Source organism: Nostoc sp. KVJ20 (genome assembly GCF_001712795.1).
Classification (GTDB): domain Bacteria; phylum Cyanobacteriota; class Cyanobacteriia; order Cyanobacteriales; family Nostocaceae; genus Nostoc.
Window position 1 is genome coordinate 1 of record NZ_KV757757.1, and the last position, 20,096, is coordinate 20,096.

The window sequence follows — 20,096 nt, forward strand, 5'->3', positions numbered from 1 at the left end:
CATCTGACTTGCATATTTTTGCGGTCTGACAACAGTTGTGTATTTTACCTGCTTTTCTCCCTCTTTCTTAAACCCCTACCCTTGAAAGAAGGTGGGGCCCCCTCTGGGGATAAGGGGCAGGGGGAAAGGGGAAAGGACGGAATTTTCCCTTTAACCTTTCCCCAACATCTTGCAAAAGTAACTTTTGTAAGATGTCTAATTACTCTTCCCCCTCGTCTTCCTCATCCTCATCATCTCCCCCACTCAAAACTCAGCACTCAAAACTCAGCACTCCCTCATCCCCCCAACTGATTGGGGCGCTTGTATTGCTTATATGCAGCGTAAAAAAGTCCCGCGAGAGTAACGAAAACTAGACCAAGGACAATACCTGATAGCAGGGGTTCAACCACTGTAAATCTCCTCTTTGTAATTATTAAATATTCGTTGCCTGTTTTTGATTTTACCAAATTTGGTATGAATCCTGCGCCCTACAGCCTTTTTGGAGGGTGACTGCCCACAAGAAAATAGTCTTCTGTGCTTGCAGACACAATCAAGAACTTTTAAGCTATGTGTAGGAAATGAAAACTTTTCGGCACACCTAGACTTTCATCGCAAACCTTTTGGATAACCAGATTACCAAACCTGAAATTTTGATTCAGCGGATCGTTTTATTGACGCTGGCCATACTGCTAGCAGTCCCTTTGGGCTTTTTTGGTGTTCAGTTGGTTCAAGCCTCCGATCCTTATGTCAAGAGTGTTCTATCCTTAACAGGAAACCCAATTCAAGGACACGCGATCTTTCAAATTAATTGTGCTGGTTGTCATGGCTTAGAAGCAGATGGGCGAGTGGGGCCCAGTTTGCAAGCCGTTTCAAAGCACAAGTCTCGGTACGGGCTGATTCACCAAGTAATCAGTGGCGAAACACCGCCAATGCCGAAATTCCAACCTAGTGCCCAAGAAATGGCGGATCTTTTGAACTATTTAGAGTCTTTGTAGACCTAAGAATTTTTGGTTGTAGGATAATCAATCCCTGATGTTAACAGACCTCTAGATGCTCGATAGCGTCTTGTAGAGAAGCTTTAGCGACTTAGGAGCGTCGCCCTTGGCACATCACGCTACTTGTACTTGAAGAAATTCCAAACGCTCTGGTGCGAGATGCCGCGCGTAGCTTCCTTCTAGGAGTACACAGTTATCTCAAAGCACCATAGTTCAGTCTGATAACTTTGTCTTCTGAGTTGTAGTGGAGAGAACTGTCATTAGTCATTTGTCTTGTGTCCTTGTCTTCACATCTGGTTGTATTTGCGTAGAATCTTTGATAAAAACTCATATAACCTGTATATTTTTAAGTATGTTAACAAGTAACTATTTAATTATTGGGAAAGTAAGTTAGCATACCTAACTCGGTAAAATTAAGGCAAAAGCTCCTAAAAAATGGGCTACGGTATAGCTTTTTGAACAGACTAGTACCGCACGGCGTAAATAAGCCACCCATCTTAAACGTCTGAAACCCTTGCAAACAATTAATTNNGAATTCCGCCTTGCGGTACTAGATATTCTTGAGATGCCCGAAAGCTAATGACTGAAGCGATCCAAATCGGTAATCGTACAATCACAGCGAGTGAACTGGTTTCCTTACTGGCAAGTTACCAAATGCTGCCACAGTTGCAGCGGGAATTGATCATTGATGAGGCGATAGAGCAAAACTCAAGCTCGGACAAGGTAGCAATAGAGTGTACACCTGAAGAAGTAGCCCAAGCTAAACAGAAGTTTTATGCTGAAAAACAGTTTAAAAATGAAGAAGACATCCAGGCTTGGATGGCATATCAAGGGCTGACTCCCGATCAACTAGAAGTTATTACCACTCGTAAGCTAAAAATTGAAAAATTCAAGCAAGCTACTTGGGGTAATAAACTGGAATCTTACTTTTTTCAGTCCAAAGCAAAACTGGACAAAGTAATTTATTCCCTACTGCGAACTCAGGATGTGGGAATTGCCCAAGAACTCTACTTCCGGATTCAGGCAAAAGAAAACTCTTTTGCTGACTTGGCGCGGGAATACTCACTTGGCCCAGAAGCCCAAACTGGCGGCTTGGTAGGCCCGATTGAACTGAATGCCCTACATCCGGTAATGGTGCAAATGCTGTCTAGCAGTCAACCAGGTCAAATATTGCCCCCTACCCGCATCGCTGAATGGTTTGTGATTTTGCGGTTGGAAAAATTTATTCCAGCACAATTGGATGAATTTATGAAAGTGCGCTTGCTGAATGAACTTTTTGAAACTTGGCTACAAGAACAGCAAAAGCAAATTATGTCTGCACCACAAGGGAAAGGAGAGATAGGAGAACAGGGAGAGGGCGATAAACCTTTAACCTAAGCATGGGAGATGACTCTCATGCTTGGCTTCAAAACCGAAGTAGCGATCGCAGATTTTTATAAAAATGTAACTTTTGAATCGCTTTCTAGTCAACTCATAGCAAAGTGCTGAGTTCTGAGTAAAACCCTGTTGTTTCAATATTTTGAGCAATCAACACTGTCCTAACCTGTGTGACTACGGATATAGCTAAATAAAGAAGCTTGAGTGAAGCGAGCAATCACATTTGACTATCACTCACTTATACTCCTACTTCTGATAATAGAGCTTCCATAGCTTCCCAAGAGAGTCCTTGTTGAATATAACGGGGTGTTTCAGGATTATAAGGACTGGCTACTCGATCAATGTTGAGGATGTTTGCCCCATCTGGTAGAACTGGTACATCTGCATCAAATGCAGTAGGGCGCATCAAAGAACTGGAAAAGCCTTTGAAAACAGCAATTGTATCTTGCTCACCAACAATTTCCACCGTTACAAGTAAGACTTCTTGAGGGCGTTTAGCGGTGTATTGTTCTAATCGCTTGCCAATAGAATTCATTTTTTGAGGTAGGAGTAGGAGTAAGGCTGACAGAGACGGTTACTGTAGTGTGGCCGAGCGTCCCTGCTTGCCCAGCTTAATTAGAACAAAATAGCTTAGGTAAAGCACATAAATTACTAAACTAACTATGCCAAGAAAACCTAAGAACTCAGCTTTACTATTAGCATGGAAATATTCTTTGAATAACAACGGAGCCTCGAACCAAACGCTACAATAGGCAGTCTTCAGTACATTGGCAGAAAAAGCACAAACCAAAAAAGGGATAGAAGCTAGTGTACCCAAAATACAATAAACAGTTGTAGCCCAGCGCCAAGAGGTAAAAATAAATTTCAAAGAGCCACTGGTTTGATACTCAATTTCATCATTGAGATCCACCCAGAACCAGAGCGAAATTGGGATCAAAATCCGAGCCATTAATCCAGAGATAAAACCAACTGGATACTGGGCAATCATTAAGTAAATCGTGATTGCCACTAGGCTTGATACTCGCCAGTATATAGTCAATAAGCGTTGTATGCCTTCTGCTTTTTGCACAAATGCCCAAATTAGAAGAATTAGCGGAATAATTACCAGGAATAATACTGCCAGTCGGTAATCAATCCAGACGAAAGGGCGAAACCAAATGTTATAGTCCATAGTTTTTCTCAAACAATAGATAAAAGGAATTCAGACATCAGGAGTCAGGCTTAATCAAGTGGCTTTTTATACCATTACCTGATTGTAGAGCGCTTAATAAATTAGGGGTATGAAACCCTGTTATTCAGGAGTCAGGCGGACTCCAATCCATGCTGAATTCTGACTCTTTAATTCAGCATGAATTCTTCTTGATAATAGTTTAATCAAAGCATAAAGCTCAGTAGTTAACCCCAATACTGTACTAATTAGTTATGATTCCCATAGTCATTTACGATTTCACAAAATTTATCCGAAGTAAGTAGGCGAGAAAAATTTAATGTATACGAAGAAATATAAATTAGCCGTAGGTGTGTTATTCCATAGGCTAAAACACTTTAAATTGTTGACGTTGCGTTGCTCTGTGCGACAACACATCCTACATTAAAATTCCTTAATATAGCTGTAAATATTAGCACCGACTTACTTACAAACGAGTTTATCGGGGCGTACATTTGTACGTCTCTACAGGCAATTCATTTGTTGTTTCATTTTGAGAAAATATATTACAAGCTAAATTAAGGAATTTTTTATCAAGAAATAATTAAGGGGGATGGGGCGACTCTCCGCGTTGCCCTATCCCCCACTTTTCGCGTCTTTTTTGGTCAATCTTAGTTGCTTACTGACCAAAGGAACAAAAATTTACTTGCCTCAATTTCTAGTCGTCGTAAACCCGGCATTCAATTGCATCTGGGTTGTCATCACAATACTGTTCTAGAGAATTTTTTGGCTTGCTTTGGCGTTTGTGGGAAGCTTCGGCTTGCAATTCTTCTACTGCATCCCAAGCAGCAGCACACTCTGGTGAATTGCTACCGTTTATATCACAGACAGTACGCGCTTGTTCCACTTCTTCTTGGATTTTCTCTTGGATGTCGCCTTTTGCTGTTTCTTGGATGTTGGTCATTGCTTTAGTCTCGTTGTGTGTTGTTAATACTAGTATAGAAAAAGTTTAGAAATGGCAGTATTTAGCTTCATTACTAACTATTCTAACCATTTAGCTGATCATAAGTTACTGTTCTAGCCTATTGATTTATAACCAATACAGCAAAACAGTGCAGATGTGATGCATTTACCTTTATTTTTTAAGATTTTTTGGAATCAGTAGCATAGATAAATAATCATACAATATATTTAGATGCCTATATTAGGGAATAATAACCCCAGCTTCTTGGGATAGAGGAGACAAAGGGCTGGCGTCAATTCTTGTAAGATGTAATTCTTCCCAAAATAAAAAATCAAAACCTACTAGCCTAAAAAGAGAAAGAAGCTCAAAACTCATGGCAGACCAAATGCAGTGGGCAAATGCCCTATCAACCCGTCATTCTTTGGAAGCCGCTGTTACAGATGTGGTGGAACGAGCTGTCTCATCGTTAACAGCACCAGCTGATCTAGGACTGGTATTCATTTCGTCTGCTTTTACGAGTGAGTATTCCCGACTGTTACCTTTGTTAGCTGAAAAACTTTCTGTGCCAATACTAATTGGCTGTAGTGGTGGAGGTGTGATTGGGACTACAGTTAACGGAGAAACCCAAGAGTTGGAAGCTGAACCAGCTATTAGCTTGACTTTAGCACACCTTCCAGGAGTGAATATTCAAGTCTTTCATGTTGTTGCGGAAGAATTACCTGACTTAGACAGTTCACCAGATGCTTGGCTTGATTTGATCGGTGTGCCACCATCACCGACACCCCAGTTCATCTTGCTGTCTAGTTCTTTCGCTTCTGGAATCAATGATTTATTGCAGGGACTAGATTTTGCTTATCCAGGATCAGTGATAGTGGGGGGACAAGCTAGTGGTGGGGGTCGTGTTGCTCTATTTTGTAACGATACTGATGGTGAAGAACACCAAAACCTGTATCGTGAGGGCACTGTTGGTATAGCTTTGACTGGCAATATTGTTTTGGAAACGATTGTAGCCCAAGGATGCCGACCGATTGGCAAGCCGTTGCAAGTCACAAAAGCCGATCGCAATATTATTTTGGAGTTAGATGAAAAAGTACCTTTAGTGGTGTTGCGAGATTTGATTGCCAGTCTCAGCGAAGAAGAACGGATATTAGCACAGCACTCTTTGTTTGTGGGTGTGGCGATGGATGAATTTAAGCTGGCTTTACAGCAAGGGGACTTTTTAATTCGTGGTATTCTTGGGGTCGATCCAACAGCTGGGGCGATCGCAATTGGCGATCGCGTCCGTCCCGGTCAAAGGCTGCAATTCCACCTACGCGATGCTGAAGCCTCCGCTGAAGACCTTGAATTACTCCTCAAAAGTTATCAAGACCAACGAGAATCTGAACCCTCTGCCGTGGCTGCTTTGATGTTTTCCTGTCTGGGGCGAGGTGAAGGACTGTATGGTAAACCCAACTTCGATTCTGAACTATTTCGGCGCTATCTTAACGATATTCCTGTTGGTGGCTTTTTCTGTGGGGGTGAAATTGGCCCTGTTGGTGGCAGAACCTTCTTACACGCCTACACTTCAGCTTTTGGAATTTGTCGCCAAAACAGTGCTGAGTGCTGAGTGCTGAGTATTCAATCACCTCCTAACTCTTATCCAGCAAAAGTGTGGTGTTATTATCAATCAGATTTAAAGTTCCACCAGTAGCGATCGCTGAGTTAGACTGTGATGCACTATATGTTTGAATGTAGCGCCGCACTTCTGGGGGAAAATGAGGATAATCTAATACTGCATCTCCATCGGCAATAGTTGCCCAGAAGTCGCGCAAACTAGGAGCTAATTCTTTTGCCTGTGATAACGGTAAGTTTAATGGAGAGTGAGTTAGTAGCTTGATTAGAAAGGGGAAAGAGCGATCGCCCATCCATTGCCGTGATGACTGTTGCAAGTCGGGGAACTCAGGTACAGACTCTACCCGATGGGATAAAATTTGCAACGATTCTTTGCCTTGGTTATCTCGATGGAACTCTAGCACTCGGTAAGGGTGAGGATAGCTAACTAAAGAGCCAGTGGTAATATCATATACTCCATCTGAGTAAGCAATATCCTGAACATGCAAATGCCCAGTAAATACTAGCTTGACTCCGTAGCGCCTCAGTAATTGCAATAGTTCTACTGAATTCGCTAACATGTAGCGATTTGCCAGTGGATGGCTCGATTGATTGGGCAAATGCTCTACCACATTATGATGCACCATCACCAAAACTAAGTCATCACCAGATGCCGCCAGCACCTCTTCTAACCACCGTAGCTGTTTGGCATCCAAACACCCCACCTGCTCACCCTGGTCATTAAAGAAGTTAGAATTCAGTCCAATTAGCTTAACTCCGGGGAGCAACTGACGAATGTAGTAAATTTGCTGCGGATCTTCATAGCCAAACTTCGTGTAATAGTAGGGAAAATCCGCAAAAGCAATTGATTGCTGATCAGCAGATAGCACAGGAACGTCATGATTACCAGGAACAACGTAGACCGGAAAAGGTAGTTGGGCTAAACATTGTTGTAACCAGGCGTGGTTCTCTGGTTCGCCGTGCTGAGTTAAATCTCCTGGCAACAATAAGAAATCTAAATCGAGTTGTGTTAAATGTTCTAGTACACTTTTAAAAGCTGAGATACTTACTTCTACCAGATGAAAGCGACTGGGATGATCCCAAATTGTGTGAGGAAGTGCCAGGTGTAAGTCGCTGACTACCGCAAAGCGAAAATTGAGAGTCATTGATTTATGAAAATGTTAAAAGCAGGGGTTAAAACAAGCCTTTTCCCAAAAGTATAACGCTTGCTTTGTTTCTCTGCGTAGGAGTGCGTCTACTTAACATTTCTATACACAAAGCATAGATTACACACTATGTTTATGATTGTTGAGTGGTCAGCACTCTTGAAGAAGAATTCAGAAGTCAGAATTCAGGAGTCAGAATAAAGACGCTCGAAGACCACCAAATTTTTAATTTGCTGGGGGTGCAAAAACGCCGATTATTCAGACGCTCCTGCCTCGCTAACGCTGCGAAGCACCGCCAGTCATACAGAATTCATTCTGAATTCTGACTCCTGACTCCTGACTCCTGACTCCTCAATTCTATTCGATAAATCAGCACTCCTGAATGCCTTTTATACTACTCCCCTTTTCGATAAAATAACTTAGCAGATTAGCAAGAAACAGGTTCAGAATCATGGCTCAAGCTAGTATTGGGATTATTGGTGGTAGCGGTCTTTACAAAATGGATGCCCTCAAAGATGTCGAAGAGGTGCGAGTCGAGACTCCTTTTGGTTCACCATCTGATGCTTTGATTCTGGGGACTTTGGATGGTACACGAGTAGCTTTTTTAGCGCGTCATGGTCGCAATCACACGCTTTTACCTTCCGAGTTACCATTTCGCGCTAATATCTATGCGATGAAGCAATTGGGTGTGAAGTATTTAATCTCAGCTAGTGCTGTGGGTTCCTTGAAAGCAGAGGCGAAACCACTAGATATGGTGGTGCCAGATCAGTTTATTGATAGAACGAAAAATCGGATTTCAACGTTTTTTGGTGAAGGAATTGTAGCTCACATTGCCTTTGGTGATCCGATTTGTAAGAATTTGGCTACTGTATTGGCAGATGCGATCGCATCTCTCAATTTACCAGAAGTTACTCTCCATCGCGGCGGCACTTATGTGTGCATGGAAGGGCCAGCTTTTTCTACAAAGGCTGAATCGAATCTTTACCGCAGTTGGGATGCAACAATCATTGGGATGACGAATTTACCAGAAGCGAAGTTGGCAAGGGAAGCGGAAATTGCTTATGCAACTTTAGCGCTGGTGACAGATTATGATTGTTGGCATCCAGACCATGACAGTGTGACGGTGGAACTGGTAATTGGTAATTTGCTGCGGAATGCTGTGAATGCTCAAAAGGTGATTCAAGAAACTGTGCGGCGCTTGAGTGAAAATCCACCACCTAGTGAGGCGCATTCGGCGTTGCAGTATGCGATTTTGACTCAGTTGGATAAAGCACCAGCGGCGACGAAGGAAAAGTTAGGGTTATTGTTGCAGAAGTATTTATAGTATTGGTGATGATTGAGTGATGTCTATGACGGGCTACGCCTACGCTACCACTGACTCTTCAGCGACGGACTAGTATTATAAAATCATACAGGCGATCGCACGTAACTATATAAGCTGCCGTCAACAAAATCATGATTTTCGTGATCAAGCTTTGCTTATTCGTTGTATCTGGCCAGATGATGGTGCGTAAGCGTAGCCGTCCTAGAAATCACTTTCCTTCAAATTCAGTGATTAATTTTTCACAATCATAATTAGTGTATTGCGGCAAAATAATTTATCAGCTGCGATTTCTAATGGCTAGACTTGTAATCCTATGGTGTGAGGAAGATCGTGATTAGTAACTCTACCAATTGCGCCACCCACCTTTTGGTGCAACTTCATTATTAGTAGACTTCAGTCCGTGACTTTGCAACAGAGTTTGATATTCTGTGCTACTTGCCCAGCGATCAATTTCTCGCGCCCTTAGCACTGGTACTGGATGGGTTAATTGGGCTGTGCGGGCAGTTTTGACCATTTCACCCAGTTCTGTCTTGCTAATATCATCATAAGCGCGGGCTTGAGCAACGAAGGCATCAAGATTTAGTTGTGGCGCTAAGGTGGGAGAACCCCCTGCCAACTTCATCAACACGGACATAACAACTTTAGGGTCTTGAGTTGCTAGTAATGCGGCGCGATCGCAGGTAAACTCAGCACAGCGTACCCATTCTAAAAGTTGTGTCTGTATGGCTTGGGCAACAAAGGTTCCGACATTGGGCACAATTGCCGCAGCTAATATTAATAAATTTACAGGAGTCAAGTAAACACTATGATCACACTTGAGATGCCCCAACTCGTGGGCAATTACTGCCTGTATTTCTTCTGGTGTGAGCATATCAATCAGGGAAGTGTGTAGCACAACAAAGGGCTGCTTACCCCGCACAGCAAAAGTATAAGCGTTGGGAGCCGGATGTTGCCTGACATACAACTGGGGAGGATCTATATCTAGAATTTTACAAGCGTCTAACAACAACTTATGTAAATCGGGCAGTTGTTTTTCACCCACCAAAACACTGGAGGCAATATTTTCCACATAGAAAACCTGCTCTGCCATTGGCCCGAGCCAATTTCGCACCAACATATCTATGCCTGGTATCTGCTTGAGCGCTCTGGTAGCTTCCAGGTCTAATGGATGACGAAATGAGTCAGCTTTTAAACCAATCAGCGGGGTTTTGAAGAAGGACATAGTGCAGCAAGCTATAAAAAACACAACTATGGAATTTGGCTGGATAGATAAACAGCCTCCCACAGTTAGTATAACGATTTAAGAAAACTAAGCATGGTGTGAGACTTAGTGACATGATCAAAAGAGATCATGTTTTTATGTTGTTATATGAAGATATTGGTGCTGAATGCCGGCTCGAGCAGCGAAAAAAGTTGTCTGTATGAAATTGCAGAAGAAGCTCTCCCCACCCAAGCACCCCAACCCCTTTGGGAAGGGAAAATCAACTGGACTCAAGATCACGGTGTGGCAGAAATTGAGGTGAAAACTACTGCGGGTGCAAAGCTGCAAGAATCAATCTCTGGTGAATCCCGACAAGCACACCTCAACTATATGCTCAATACACTTAGTCATGGTGCTACCAAGGTAATTGATCAGTTATCAGAAATCGATGTGGTGGGGCATAGGGTAGTACATGGTGGACAGGATTATCAAGATAGTGTGGTAATTACTGAGGATGTCAAAAAGGCGATCGCTGGTCTGTCTAACCTTGCACCAGAACATAATCCAGTCGCAGTGGAAGGAATAGAAGCAATTGAAAACATCTTAGAAAATGTCACTCAAATAGCAGTGTTTGATACCGGATTTCATGCCACTCTACCTGATGCGGCCGCAATTTATCCCGGCCTATATCAGTGGGTAGAGCAAGGTATTCGTCGCTATGGGTTTCATGGTATCAGTCACCAATACTGTTCTCAACGCGCTGCCCAAATTCTTGGTCAAGATGTTCCACCTGAGCGGTTAATTACCTGTCATTTGGGCAATGGTTGTTCTTTAGCGGCGATTAAAAATGGTCGCAGTATTGATACCACTATGGGATTCACACCCGTAGAAGGATTAATGATGGGTAGTCGTTCTGGTTCAGTTGATCCGGGGATTTTAATTTACCTGTTGCGGTACGGTAATTACTCCATCGAAAAATTGGATGATATCTTAAATAAAACCTCTGGGTTAAAGGGAATTTCGGGTGTATCTAGCGATATGCGTGAAGTGAGAGAAGCGATCGCTCAAGGTAATTCTCGCGCCCAACTGGCTTGGGATATCTACGTACATCGCTTGCGTTCTGGTATTGGTGCAATGCTCACTAGTTTGGGCGGATTAGATACTTTAGTGTTTACAGCCGGTGTGGGTGAACACTCTGCGGAAATTCGTCAAGCCGCCTGTGAAGCCTTTGAATTTTTGGGATTAAAACTTGACCTTGAGAAAAATCAACAGCAGCCTGTGGATGAGGATATTGCTACATCCGATTCCGCAGTCCGGGTATTGGTTATTCATACTCAAGAAGATTGGGCGATCGCTCAACAGTGTTGGCAACTTGTAAAAAAGTTCGTGACATGTAATTCGTAATTAGCAAGTCTAGTTTAATCTAAACAACATTGTTTAAATGTGCAGTTTAAATATACTGTCAAAACTCGATACCCCTAGCCTTTTTATAAAAACAGCCTTTGACTGGAAAATCTATTTTTCAATGTCTCACACCCAATTTTCAAGCCAGTAACCAACGCATAAAACCTTTACCAATTTGCCCCACTATAATACTAAAAACCCATTTTAAGAGCGGCCCGATTAGTGACAAAAATAGCAAAAACAAGAAATCATTGAGAGTAAAAACAAAAATACTAGAAGTGATACAAGTTAGTCCCCACGCCAGCCAATTTCGAGATTGAGAACTGATAGAAGTCCATCTCGGAAGTTGATTAACAAGCCAATAGCGAACAATAGCAAATACAAAAGATGTTACTAGACCAGCAAGTATTGATAATGAAAGTGTAAGTGATTGTGCTAAGTGTAATTTCCAAGCGAAAAAAGTAGCAGGAAACAGCGAAGCTAGTTCCCAAGCGAATAGATTTAATTTAGTCCGAAGATAGCTTAGTATTTGTTCAATAAGCCAATAATGTACAGAAACAATATTTAAACACTCAGGATTTTGGATAAAGTCACTCTTTATTTTGTGAATTATGTCACCATAAAATAAGACATTACTTTGTAAAACAATATCTTGCTCTTTCCAAAAATATAACCCTGATGTATCTTCTTGATAATAAAAATTAAAAGTAACTCCGTACTGTAACGCCAATTTATTTTGTAATGATTTATTCCAGAATAATTTGATAAAACTTACTATAAAAGTATCGTCAAAAATTTTAAAGATTTTTTTATTAATAACTAATTTCTTATCTTGTACAGTATTTTTGCTAAAGTAAATTTTATCCCTAAAGCAGTTGTAGTACCAAATGTAAGCTAATAATTTTGGTGGAACGTACAGAGAGCAGCCTATTTTTCGCGCTTCCTCAATTTGTTTTAAAACTGCCCTATTTAGATAAAAAGTATACTGTCCTGGCTCAACCTTAATTTCAAGTTCAATAGGAGTGCCTTGAGGTATTTGCACAAAGAAAAAGAGTTGAACATCATCTTCATTATTTGTGTGTGTTTTATAAGCTTTCATTGTCGGGATAATTTTGCGATATTTTGTATAATACCAATCAGAAACTCTAGCGTTCCACGCCACTGTTTTTCTCCAGCAACTATCCCTTCATTATGTATTTTTAAGATTAAATCTCTATCCATTTCAGGTAATTGAAATAGCTTTTTATGGTAACGGCTGATAATATCTCCATCTAACTGCATAACAGTTTGAGCATAGATAATATCAATATCTACACTGTTAATCTGACCACCATCTAGTGCAGCTTTAAGTTCAGACATTTTCCGTAAAGTACGAATGAATTTACCATTATTCAAAAGCTGTTCAATCTCTTTCCACCTTTGCTGCAAATTCTTTTGATTATCTTCTTCATCTGCAACAGGAGTTGGAGCAGGCAATATTGGTCGAGCTAGCTTTATGTATACCGGATCTTCTGGAAGAATATTTGGATCATTTTCCAATTCATATTTAAGACGCTCCTGATATCGTACTATCCTAGGATCTGGATCACTAGTATCAGTACTTTTTTCAAGAAGAATATAAAAATATTCTTTTTCTAGCTGCGAAAAGAGACTTTTATAAAGTTTTTGTAATTCATAGGCTTGAGTTTTGTCTGGTTCTGGCAAATTGTCCGGATCGGGAATTCCTTTAACATGAAAGTAGTCTTTATCTTTTATTGAATAAATCTCTTCATAGGCTTGCCAAGCATTAAACTTTGCGCCAGTAATTTGCTCGACAACCATCGTATTTACTTCTAAAGCTGTAATATCATCGACTAATCCATGTACAGATGAAACTATTTTCCCTAGCAAATCCCTGGCTTGTTCTTGAATTTGGTTGGACATAATAACAATTTCCTTGATTTTTATAAAGCGAATTAACCTACAGATTTGGACAAGTTCCGATGCTGTAGGTATTTTAGGGTGATTATTAATAAATAACGATTACTATGGACGGGATGGCGATTGTTGTGAAGTTTTACGAGATTTCATTATTTCTATAAAAAATCCATACAACTTTTGCAAACTCTCTATATTTTTTTGCATAATTTCTCGACTTTCTTTTATTTGACTTAGATGAAATTCGCGAAGTTCTGTATACGGCCCACTACCAACAAATTGACTACCAACTTCATTATTGATATCACCATCAATTAAATTGATTATGGTGTGCATTCGATTCCCTGGTTGAGCAATTTGTTGCCCTTTTATTTCTTCAATTTGAGTAGATGACTCTGGAACCCAAGTGGTAATTTCTAGCTCAACAACTTCAACTATTGCTGTTTGAATGGCATCAATAATGTCATCAATATTGAATCCTTCTCCTTTAGTATTCAGCTTTTTAACTTTTCTTTTAAATTCACTACTTGGTTTGCTCCATTGACTATTTCTTTCCCCATTTTCGCTAGCTTGACCATTAATTTCTGTGTTTTCGTCAACAACATGATTCACCATGATATTTTGGGGGTTACAGATTTAAATATAAACAAAATACAATTTTAGGTTATGTCAAAATTTTCAAGGCTTTTACTAAAAAAAAGTAACTAAAGTCAAAAGAACTTAATATTTTAAGAAATTTTTCCTGAAAAAAGCTATGCTTTTCTAAAGCCAAATTTATCTTAGAAAAAGAATAATACCATTTTTAGATTTTGGAGCCACTGCAACGCAGTGAGTTCAGCATTACGGAAGGGGTTACCCCATTGTTTGATAGTGGCGTGATTCTGAAAGGATTTTTTAAGTAGCTTTTGGCCGTTTCGTTACAATAGGTATAAATTAAATCCTACTCTTAGACAAATGAGCCTAAAGTGGATCTCAGAGTGAATTAAATTTTATGTATAATTTAATACTAAATAAATTAACTAATTTATTTTAATCAACCTGGTTGATGTTTTACCTAGCATGGCGTAGAGGCGCAAGTGCTGCTCGAATTTTCTTGTATTACTATGTATATAATAATATAGTCATGCCGATAAAAATAAGAAAAATATGTTGCTAGATCGTCAATCTTTTACTACACCTTTAGTAGCTTGTGTATGTATATTAGGAGTGGGATTGATTCAATTTCCGCAATTACAAAAACTAATAAGTAGCAAACAATCTGCCTCTTTAGAAACCCTAGAGAAAGAAATAAAATCTGAAAATATCCGTCTTAATTTACTCCAAAAAATGCCTAGTTTTGGTTATGATAACTTCATCGCAGATTTGGTATATCTCAATTTTTTACAATATTTCGGAGATGATGAAGTTCGGGATAAAACAGGTTACAGTTTAAGTCCAGAATATTTTGAAGTAATTTTAGAACGTGACCCGCGATTTTTAGCAGCGTATCGGAGTCTTTCTATTAGTACTTCATTATATGCTGCTATGCCAGAACGTGCGATCGCAATATCAGAGCAAGGCTTAAAATCACTATCTCCCTCAGTTCCCGAAAAGTCTTATTACATCTGGCGTTACAAAGGAATTGATGAGTTATTATTTTTAGGCGACGCTCAAGCTGCCCAACAATCTTTTGCAATGGCAGCAAACTGGGCTAGTAAATTGTCTGATGAAGAGAGTCAATTTATAGCTACTACTTCCCAAAAAACTGCGGAATTTCTGAGTCGAAATCCTAACAGTAAATATGCCCAAATTTCTACTTGGTCAATGGTTTTAAATAATCAAGTTGATGAGAGAACTCAGAAACGAGCAATTAGGGCAATCGAAGCTTTAGGAGGAAAAGTAGTTACAACTCCTGAAGGTACTAATAAAATTGTATTTCCACCAAAAGATTAAGCAATGGGGCATTGGACATTGGGCAAATGACAAATGAGATTTTTTGGTACAACGGTAAACTAATTAAGTCTCAAACCCTAGAATTAAACATTAACGATCCAGGTTTACTTTATGGGGCAACTGTTTTTACAACATTGCGAGTTTATGAGAATTCCCTAGATAGTAATTTAACTAATTGGCAAGCACACTGCGATCGCCTACTTTACTCACTACAAACTTTTGGCTGGCATCAACCAGACTGGAACCGTGTGCGTCAAGGTGCCGAAATCCTCCTTGCACACTTCCCAGTTCTCAGAATTACCCTTTTTCCCGATGGACGAGAATGGATAACTGGCAGATTCTTACCACACAATTTGACAGAAAAACAAAAAAATGGTGTTATCTGCGCCGTTGCTAGTTCAGAATTTTCTCGCTCTCTCCCTTCTCATAAAACTGGAAACTATTTGAGTGCTTGGTTAGCAAAAACTAGCTTAGATGGTCAAGAAGCAATATTAGTCGATTCCCAAGGAAATTGGCTAGAAACCAGTACAGGCAATCTTTGGGGATGGTGCGATCGCAGTTGGTACACGCCGCCAATAAAGGCAGGAATTTTGCCAGGAATTATGCGATCGCAACTTGTAAACTGGCTGCAAAAACACCAGCAGCCAGTGCGGGAAGAAGCTTGGAGCGTCGAGTTAGTCCAGAGATTTAAAGCGATCGCCTACACTAATAGTGTGGTAGAAATTATTCCCATTCATACCGTTAATCAGCCTTCAGGGTCGCTACAATATAATCCCTACCATCAGAGTTTTCAGCTAATAAAGGGGCTTTTTTCAGCATGACACTCACGCCAAATTTGTTATATCTTAAGATAAGTTAACATAATTCTTAATAATGACTTTTCTGGCGATGGCGCGAAAAATACCGGAGGATAGACCTTAGTGAATAAAAGATGGAGAAATGCAGGGCTGTACGCGCTGCTGTTTATTGTCGTCATTGCGCTGGGAACAGCATTTTTTGACAAACAACCCCAAAGCAGAGAGACATGGCGATACAGTCGCTTTATTCAAGAAGTTCAGCAAGGCAGAGTAGAAAAAGTCAGCTTGAGTGCAGATCGCTCTACAGCACTGGTTACACCCAAATATGACCCAGCTAAACGGATTGTTACCTTAGTCAACGATCCAGACCTGATTAATACTCTGACTTCTAAAGGCGTTGATATTTCTGTTTTGCCCCAAACCGATGAAGGATTTTGGTTTAAGGCACTAAGCAGCTTATTTTTCCCTGTATTGCTTTTGGTTGGCTTATTCTTCTTGCTACGTCGCGCTCAAAGTGGCCCAGGCAGCCAAGCGATGAACTTTGGCAAATCCAAAGCCAGAGTGCAAATGGAACCACAAACTCAGGTGACATTTAGTGATGTCGCTGGTATTGACCAAGCCAAGTTGGAATTAAACGAAGTCGTAGACTTTTTGAAAAACGCCGATCGCTTTACCGCTGTTGGTGCAAAAATTCCTAAAGGTGTGCTGTTAGTTGGCCCTCCTGGTACAGGTAAAACCCTCCTAGCTCGTGCCGTAGCTGGTGAAGCAGGTGTACCGTTCTTCTCGATCTCCGGTTCGGAATTTGTGGAAATGTTCGTAGGTGTGGGTGCATCCCGCGTCCGCGATTTATTTGAACAAGCAAAGACCAATGCTCCTTGTATCGTCTTCATCGATGAAATTGACGCTGTAGGTCGTCAACGGGGTGCAGGTTTAGGTGGTGGTAACGATGAGCGGGAACAAACCCTCAACCAGTTGCTTACAGAAATGGATGGCTTTGAAGGTAATACTGGCATCATCATTATTGCCGCTACCAACCGTCCTGATGTCCTAGATGCAGCACTGTTGCGTCCTGGTCGCTTTGACCGTCAAGTTGTAGTAGACCGTCCCGACTATGCCGGACGCAGCGAAATTCTCAAGGTACATGCCCGTGGCAAGACCTTGGCGAAAGATGTGGACTTGGATAAAATTGCCCGTCGTACACCTGGATTTACTGGCGCAGATTTATCCAACCTGTTGAATGAAGCCGCAATTCTGGCAGCACGACGGAATTTGACTGAGATTTCGATGGATGAAATCAACGACGCAATCGATCGCGTATTAGCTGGGCCAGAGAAGAAAGACCGAGTAATGAGCGAAAAGCGCAAAACCTTGGTTGCTTATCACGAAGCTGGTCACGCCTTAGTTGGTGCTTTAATGCCTGACTATGACCCAGTACAAAAGATTAGCATCATCCCTCGTGGTCGCGCAGGTGGTTTAACTTGGTTTACCCCCAGCGAAGACCGGATGGACACTGGTTTATACAGCCGCGCTTATCTAGAAAATCAGATGGCAGTGGCTTTGGGTGGTCGGATTGCTGAAGAATTAATCTTTGGTGAAGAAGAAGTTACCACTGGTGCTTCTAATGACTTACAACAAGTAGCCCGTGTTGCTCGTCAGATGATTACCCGATTTGGGATGAGCGATCGCTTGGGCCCTGTTGCCCTTGGTCGTCAACAAGGTAACATGTTCCTCGGAAGAGATATCATGTCAGAGCGCGATTTTTCTGAAGAAACCGCCGCCGCTATTGATGAAGAAGTTCGTAAACTTGTAGATGTTGCCTATACACGCGCTAAAGAAGTGTTAGTAGGTAACCGCCACATTTTAGATCAGATAGCACAAATGCTGGTTGACAAAGAAACAGTAGACGCTGAAGAATTGCAAGAAATTCTGTCGAATAATGATGTGACAACTGCTGCGTTTGCCTAATTTAATGAGAAGTGATGAGTTAAAAACAATTTCTAACTCCTAACTTTTGAAATTCGGGGTAATTCTGGGATTTTCCAGAGTTACCCCAATTTTTTTTATTCCCTGTCAAAAGCCCGGCCATGAAGACCGGGCTTTTAATCATAAATGGGGTTATATACCCCGAAGGTTTCGTTATAGAGTTTCAGTATAAATCGGTAGTCTGATAGAGACTACCATCTGACCATAATCAATTCCGGAAAATTAGAAAAATTTTTCTAGATACACGACTCAATACTTGTCGGTTAAGGGTTAAAGGGGAAGGAAAAAGCCTAGAAATCGAGGTAATTCGGAGATTTTACGAATTACCCTGATTGTGATCAAGACAAAAGAATCTATGCATTCTGTGGCACACCCCTTACAGCGATCAAATAGATAACTTTCTGAATCTTTACAAGACTAGCGTGAAGAATGACTGGATGCTCAACCAGTCGCCGATTCTAAACTCTGGATGCCGGTTTCAAAAATAGCCACGCCACAAAGAATGTAGCCGCTGTGAATAGTTGCGTCAAGTCCAAAGCAGATAGATAACCATCTGCAAATGAAGCAATACTGCGATCGGTAATGCCAAATACCCAGGATGACAGTCCAAATAGCCAAATCCCATTCTTGAGATTTCCGACGAACTCTTTAGAGTCTGATGGTTCTTGGTCGTTCATGATCTTCTGCTCCGTTAGTGAAGAATCTGGTGATTGATGCAAAATACCTGTCAGTAGGAATTTTTTTTGGATTCCTGACGCTGAATTTACACTTACTATTAATAATATTAATAAATATTTCACCTACTTGACTTCACTACCCAAAGGTACATCTCATAACCCTGACATTCCTCCTTTGGCTCTGCTACATCCGATAGACGATAATGCTTTAATTTCTCAGCTTTACAGCGTCGGGTTTGAATACTGAGATTACATAATCTTTAAATAACTATATAAATATTTATTTATTTTGTTAAAAATTACTCCATAGGATAGATGTGTTTCCAGGAATGCTTCAGATTTTAATTGTGCAGATACTTTTTAGGGGCACACAGCTAGCTGTGCGCCCCTAGACCCAAAAGAGGGTATGAAATAAATTACGCCAGGAGTTAGATTTCTGGGTCAACCAAGCGGGTAGTGGGACGACTCTGATATAAATCTTGAACGACTTGAACCGCAGAAACTATAGCTACAAGGGTAATGACTGCAACAGGTAACAAACCTTTGCCAAAGATAGCGATCGCTAGCAGCATAACTGCACCCCCAAGTCTATACTGGGAACGAATTTTGCAATAACGGATCACTCCAAATCTGTGAAGAATACTGACAGCTAGAGAGCATAATGCTACGGAACCACACATGAGCCATCGCTGGGAATCTGGTAGTGCTAAAGTTGGTTTACTCAACAAGATTTGTTCTACACCAACTCCAGCAGCAGCAATCCCAATCACTAGCGGTAAATGGGTGTACAGCCAGAGATTGACAACACCAACTTTTCCATGTGTCCGTGCCATCTCAATAGGTTTACCACCCAAGTTATCAAAATATACCCACCACCAGCTAAAGGCGATAATTAGACCGAATATAGCAGAAATCGCGGTTAAAACATCCCATTTTTGCTCAGAAACACCATTGACTACTGCAATGATTGCTTCACCCAAAACAATAATGGTAAATAGCCCGAAACGTTCTGGTAAGTGAGAGGCGTGGGGGAGTAAGCCGATCTGAAACTTACGTCCTGTTAAAGGTGTCGCAAAGTCAATAATTATTCCCAGTGTCCATAATCCGAATCGCCAAGGAATGGGTACTAATGCTGATATTAACCAAAAGAAGGCTGCGATCGCAAAACCAACAGCATAACGATTGGTCAAAGGACGCGCTGAAGAGATATGTCTTCCAGCACGAACATATTCGATTACAAGCACAACTCGGCCGAGAGCGTAGGAAATGGCAAAACCAGGGGAACTCTCACCCAAACCGTGGTGGATATTAATAGCCATTGCTGCTGCTGTCAGCATTTGTATACCAATCAACAGCCGATGTCCCAGATCATCGCTATCAAAGCGGTTGGCATAGAATGTGGTGCCAATCCATGACCACCAAACTGGTATAAATAGAACTATAAACCCAAACCATCCTGATAGAGAGATATCTTCATTAAGATTGTGGGCGAGTTGAGAAACTGCAACTACAAAAACCAAATCATAAAAAAGTTCTAGCCAAGTAGCGTGTCGTTCTTCTTCGGTGTCTTCACCAATACGTAATCTTGGTGGTTGGAGAAAATTTGCCATAGTGCTAATTGCGAATCGCTAATTGTTTTTTAC

General features: G+C 41.0%; 19 protein-coding genes. 8 read left to right on the forward strand and 11 right to left on the reverse strand.

What is annotated here, in order from left to right:
- Window positions 1-275: 275 nt before the first annotated feature.
- Window positions 276-389, reverse strand: a complete 114-nt coding sequence (gene petG, locus A4S05_RS39710; RefSeq protein ID WP_063721252.1) for a cytochrome b6-f complex subunit V — start codon at window positions 387-389, stop codon at window positions 276-278.
- Between the two features lie 210 nt (window positions 390-599).
- On the opposite strand from petG, the gene A4S05_RS35175 reads away from it, so the two are divergent.
- A complete protein-coding gene (locus tag A4S05_RS35175; protein WP_069074395.1) occupies window positions 600-974 on the forward strand; it encodes a c-type cytochrome in 375 nt (124 codons plus the stop codon).
- A 579-nt stretch (window positions 975-1,553) separates the two neighbouring features.
- The gene (locus tag A4S05_RS35180) at window positions 1,554-2,351 is read left to right on the forward strand and encodes a peptidylprolyl isomerase (RefSeq protein WP_069074396.1); all 798 of its coding nucleotides are present in this window, start codon (window positions 1,554-1,556) and stop codon (window positions 2,349-2,351) included.
- Between the two features lie 238 nt (window positions 2,352-2,589).
- Here A4S05_RS35180 and A4S05_RS35185 read toward each other — a convergent pair whose 3' ends face one another.
- The 3 genes from A4S05_RS35185 to A4S05_RS35195 form a co-directional block, all read right to left on the reverse strand.
- Window positions 2,590-2,886 carry a DUF7734 family protein gene (locus A4S05_RS35185; RefSeq protein ID WP_069074397.1) on the reverse strand — a complete coding sequence of 99 codons (297 nt, stop codon included), beginning with the start codon at window positions 2,884-2,886 and terminating at the stop codon, window positions 2,590-2,592.
- A 39-nt stretch (window positions 2,887-2,925) separates the two neighbouring features.
- On the reverse strand, window positions 2,926-3,522 hold the full coding sequence (locus tag A4S05_RS35190) for a DUF3177 family protein (RefSeq protein ID WP_069074398.1): 597 nt from the start codon (window positions 3,520-3,522) through the stop codon (window positions 2,926-2,928).
- 694 nt (window positions 3,523-4,216) lie between these two features.
- Window positions 4,217-4,462, reverse strand: coding sequence for a Calvin cycle protein CP12 (locus A4S05_RS35195; protein ID WP_069074399.1), 246 nt, complete (start codon window positions 4,460-4,462; stop codon window positions 4,217-4,219).
- 373 nt (window positions 4,463-4,835) lie between these two features.
- Between A4S05_RS35195 and A4S05_RS35200 the strand changes: the two genes are divergently transcribed.
- Window positions 4,836-6,068, forward strand: coding sequence for an FIST signal transduction protein (locus A4S05_RS35200; RefSeq protein WP_069074400.1), 1,233 nt, complete (start codon window positions 4,836-4,838; stop codon window positions 6,066-6,068).
- Window positions 6,069-6,090: 22 nt separating this feature from the next.
- On the opposite strand, the gene A4S05_RS35205 is transcribed toward A4S05_RS35200, so the two are convergent.
- Entirely contained in the window at window positions 6,091-7,218 is a 1,128-nt protein-coding gene (locus A4S05_RS35205; protein ID WP_069074401.1) for a metallophosphoesterase family protein, read from the reverse strand.
- A gap of 451 nt (window positions 7,219-7,669) precedes the next feature.
- Here A4S05_RS35205 and A4S05_RS35210 point away from each other — a divergent pair, with 451 nt between their 5' ends.
- Window positions 7,670-8,542 (forward strand): S-methyl-5'-thioadenosine phosphorylase, encoded by an 873-nt coding sequence (locus A4S05_RS35210; protein ID WP_069074402.1) that lies wholly within the window; start codon window positions 7,670-7,672, stop codon window positions 8,540-8,542.
- Between the two features lie 343 nt (window positions 8,543-8,885).
- On the opposite strand, the gene A4S05_RS35215 is transcribed toward A4S05_RS35210, so the two are convergent.
- Entirely contained in the window at window positions 8,886-9,764 is an 879-nt protein-coding gene (locus A4S05_RS35215) for a M48 family metallopeptidase (protein ID WP_069074403.1), read from the reverse strand.
- 147 nt (window positions 9,765-9,911) lie between these two features.
- Here A4S05_RS35215 and A4S05_RS35220 point away from each other — a divergent pair, with 147 nt between their 5' ends.
- Window positions 9,912-11,147, forward strand: a complete 1,236-nt coding sequence (locus tag A4S05_RS35220) for an acetate kinase (RefSeq protein WP_069074404.1) — start codon at window positions 9,912-9,914, stop codon at window positions 11,145-11,147.
- Window positions 11,148-11,286: 139 nt separating this feature from the next.
- Here A4S05_RS35220 and A4S05_RS35225 read toward each other — a convergent pair whose 3' ends face one another.
- The 3 genes from A4S05_RS35225 to A4S05_RS35235 all read right to left on the reverse strand — a co-directional run bounded on the left by A4S05_RS35225 (window position 11,287) and on the right by A4S05_RS35235 (window position 13,679).
- Complete coding sequence (locus A4S05_RS35225) at window positions 11,287-12,309, reverse strand: hypothetical protein (RefSeq protein WP_176727197.1); 1,023 nt, start codon at window positions 12,307-12,309, stop codon at window positions 11,287-11,289.
- Complete coding sequence (locus tag A4S05_RS35230; RefSeq protein ID WP_069074406.1) at window positions 12,243-13,070, reverse strand: hypothetical protein; 828 nt, start codon at window positions 13,068-13,070, stop codon at window positions 12,243-12,245. Before A4S05_RS35230 ends, A4S05_RS35225 begins: the two co-directional genes overlap by 67 nt.
- A gap of 102 nt (window positions 13,071-13,172) precedes the next feature.
- Window positions 13,173-13,679 (reverse strand): hypothetical protein, encoded by a 507-nt coding sequence (locus A4S05_RS35235; RefSeq protein WP_069074407.1) that lies wholly within the window; start codon window positions 13,677-13,679, stop codon window positions 13,173-13,175.
- A gap of 531 nt (window positions 13,680-14,210) precedes the next feature.
- Here A4S05_RS35235 and A4S05_RS35240 point away from each other — a divergent pair.
- The 3 genes from A4S05_RS35240 to ftsH3 all read left to right on the forward strand — a co-directional run bounded on the left by A4S05_RS35240 (window position 14,211) and on the right by ftsH3 (window position 17,758).
- The gene (locus A4S05_RS35240) at window positions 14,211-14,996 is read left to right on the forward strand and encodes a hypothetical protein (RefSeq protein WP_069074408.1); all 786 of its coding nucleotides are present in this window, start codon (window positions 14,211-14,213) and stop codon (window positions 14,994-14,996) included.
- A gap of 26 nt (window positions 14,997-15,022) precedes the next feature.
- Window positions 15,023-15,817: an aminotransferase class IV gene (locus A4S05_RS35245; protein ID WP_176727198.1), complete on the forward strand. Its 795-nt coding sequence runs from the start codon at window positions 15,023-15,025 to the stop codon at window positions 15,815-15,817.
- Window positions 15,818-15,916: 99 nt separating this feature from the next.
- On the forward strand, window positions 15,917-17,758 hold the full coding sequence (gene ftsH3 / locus A4S05_RS35250) for an ATP-dependent zinc metalloprotease FtsH3 (RefSeq protein ID WP_069074409.1): 1,842 nt from the start codon (window positions 15,917-15,919) through the stop codon (window positions 17,756-17,758).
- Between the two features lie 476 nt (window positions 17,759-18,234).
- Here the strand turns inward: ftsH3 and A4S05_RS35255 are convergent, their stop codons facing one another.
- Together A4S05_RS35255 and A4S05_RS35260 are read right to left on the reverse strand one after the other, a co-directional pair.
- Complete coding sequence (locus A4S05_RS35255; protein ID WP_069074410.1) at window positions 18,235-18,453, reverse strand: hypothetical protein; 219 nt, start codon at window positions 18,451-18,453, stop codon at window positions 18,235-18,237.
- A 428-nt stretch (window positions 18,454-18,881) separates the two neighbouring features.
- Window positions 18,882-20,063, reverse strand: a complete 1,182-nt coding sequence (locus tag A4S05_RS35260; protein WP_069074411.1) for a low temperature requirement protein A — start codon at window positions 20,061-20,063, stop codon at window positions 18,882-18,884.
- Window positions 20,064-20,096 lie beyond the last annotated feature (33 nt).

Excerpts from the sequence above, each read along its gene's own strand:
- A4S05_RS35180 (WP_069074396.1), top strand. The coding sequence starts at position 1,554 with ATGACTGAAGCGATCCAAATCGGTAATCGTACAATCACAGCGAGTGAA.
- A4S05_RS35185 (WP_069074397.1), bottom strand. The coding sequence starts at position 2,886 with ATGAATTCTATTGGCAAGCGATTAGAACAATACACCGCTAAACGCCCT.
- A4S05_RS35190 (WP_069074398.1), bottom strand. The coding sequence starts at position 3,522 with ATGGACTATAACATTTGGTTTCGCCCTTTCGTCTGGATTGATTACCGA.
- A4S05_RS35195 (WP_069074399.1), bottom strand. The coding sequence starts at position 4,462 with ATGACCAACATCCAAGAAACAGCAAAAGGCGACATCCAAGAGAAAATC.
- A4S05_RS35200 (WP_069074400.1), top strand. The coding sequence starts at position 4,836 with ATGGCAGACCAAATGCAGTGGGCAAATGCCCTATCAACCCGTCATTCT.
- A4S05_RS35205 (WP_069074401.1), bottom strand. The coding sequence starts at position 7,218 with ATGACTCTCAATTTTCGCTTTGCGGTAGTCAGCGACTTACACCTGGCA.
- A4S05_RS35210 (WP_069074402.1), top strand. The coding sequence starts at position 7,670 with ATGGCTCAAGCTAGTATTGGGATTATTGGTGGTAGCGGTCTTTACAAA.
- A4S05_RS35215 (WP_069074403.1), bottom strand. The coding sequence starts at position 9,764 with ATGTCCTTCTTCAAAACCCCGCTGATTGGTTTAAAAGCTGACTCATTT.
- A4S05_RS35220 (WP_069074404.1), top strand. The coding sequence starts at position 9,912 with ATGAAGATATTGGTGCTGAATGCCGGCTCGAGCAGCGAAAAAAGTTGT.
- A4S05_RS35230 (WP_069074406.1), bottom strand. The coding sequence starts at position 13,070 with ATGTCCAACCAAATTCAAGAACAAGCCAGGGATTTGCTAGGGAAAATA.
- A4S05_RS35235 (WP_069074407.1), bottom strand. The coding sequence starts at position 13,679 with ATGGTGAATCATGTTGTTGACGAAAACACAGAAATTAATGGTCAAGCT.
- A4S05_RS35240 (WP_069074408.1), top strand. The coding sequence starts at position 14,211 with ATGTTGCTAGATCGTCAATCTTTTACTACACCTTTAGTAGCTTGTGTA.
- A4S05_RS35245 (WP_176727198.1), top strand. The coding sequence starts at position 15,023 with ATGACAAATGAGATTTTTTGGTACAACGGTAAACTAATTAAGTCTCAA.
- A4S05_RS35255 (WP_069074410.1), bottom strand. The coding sequence starts at position 18,453 with ATGAACGACCAAGAACCATCAGACTCTAAAGAGTTCGTCGGAAATCTC.
- A4S05_RS35260 (WP_069074411.1), bottom strand. The coding sequence starts at position 20,063 with ATGGCAAATTTTCTCCAACCACCAAGATTACGTATTGGTGAAGACACC.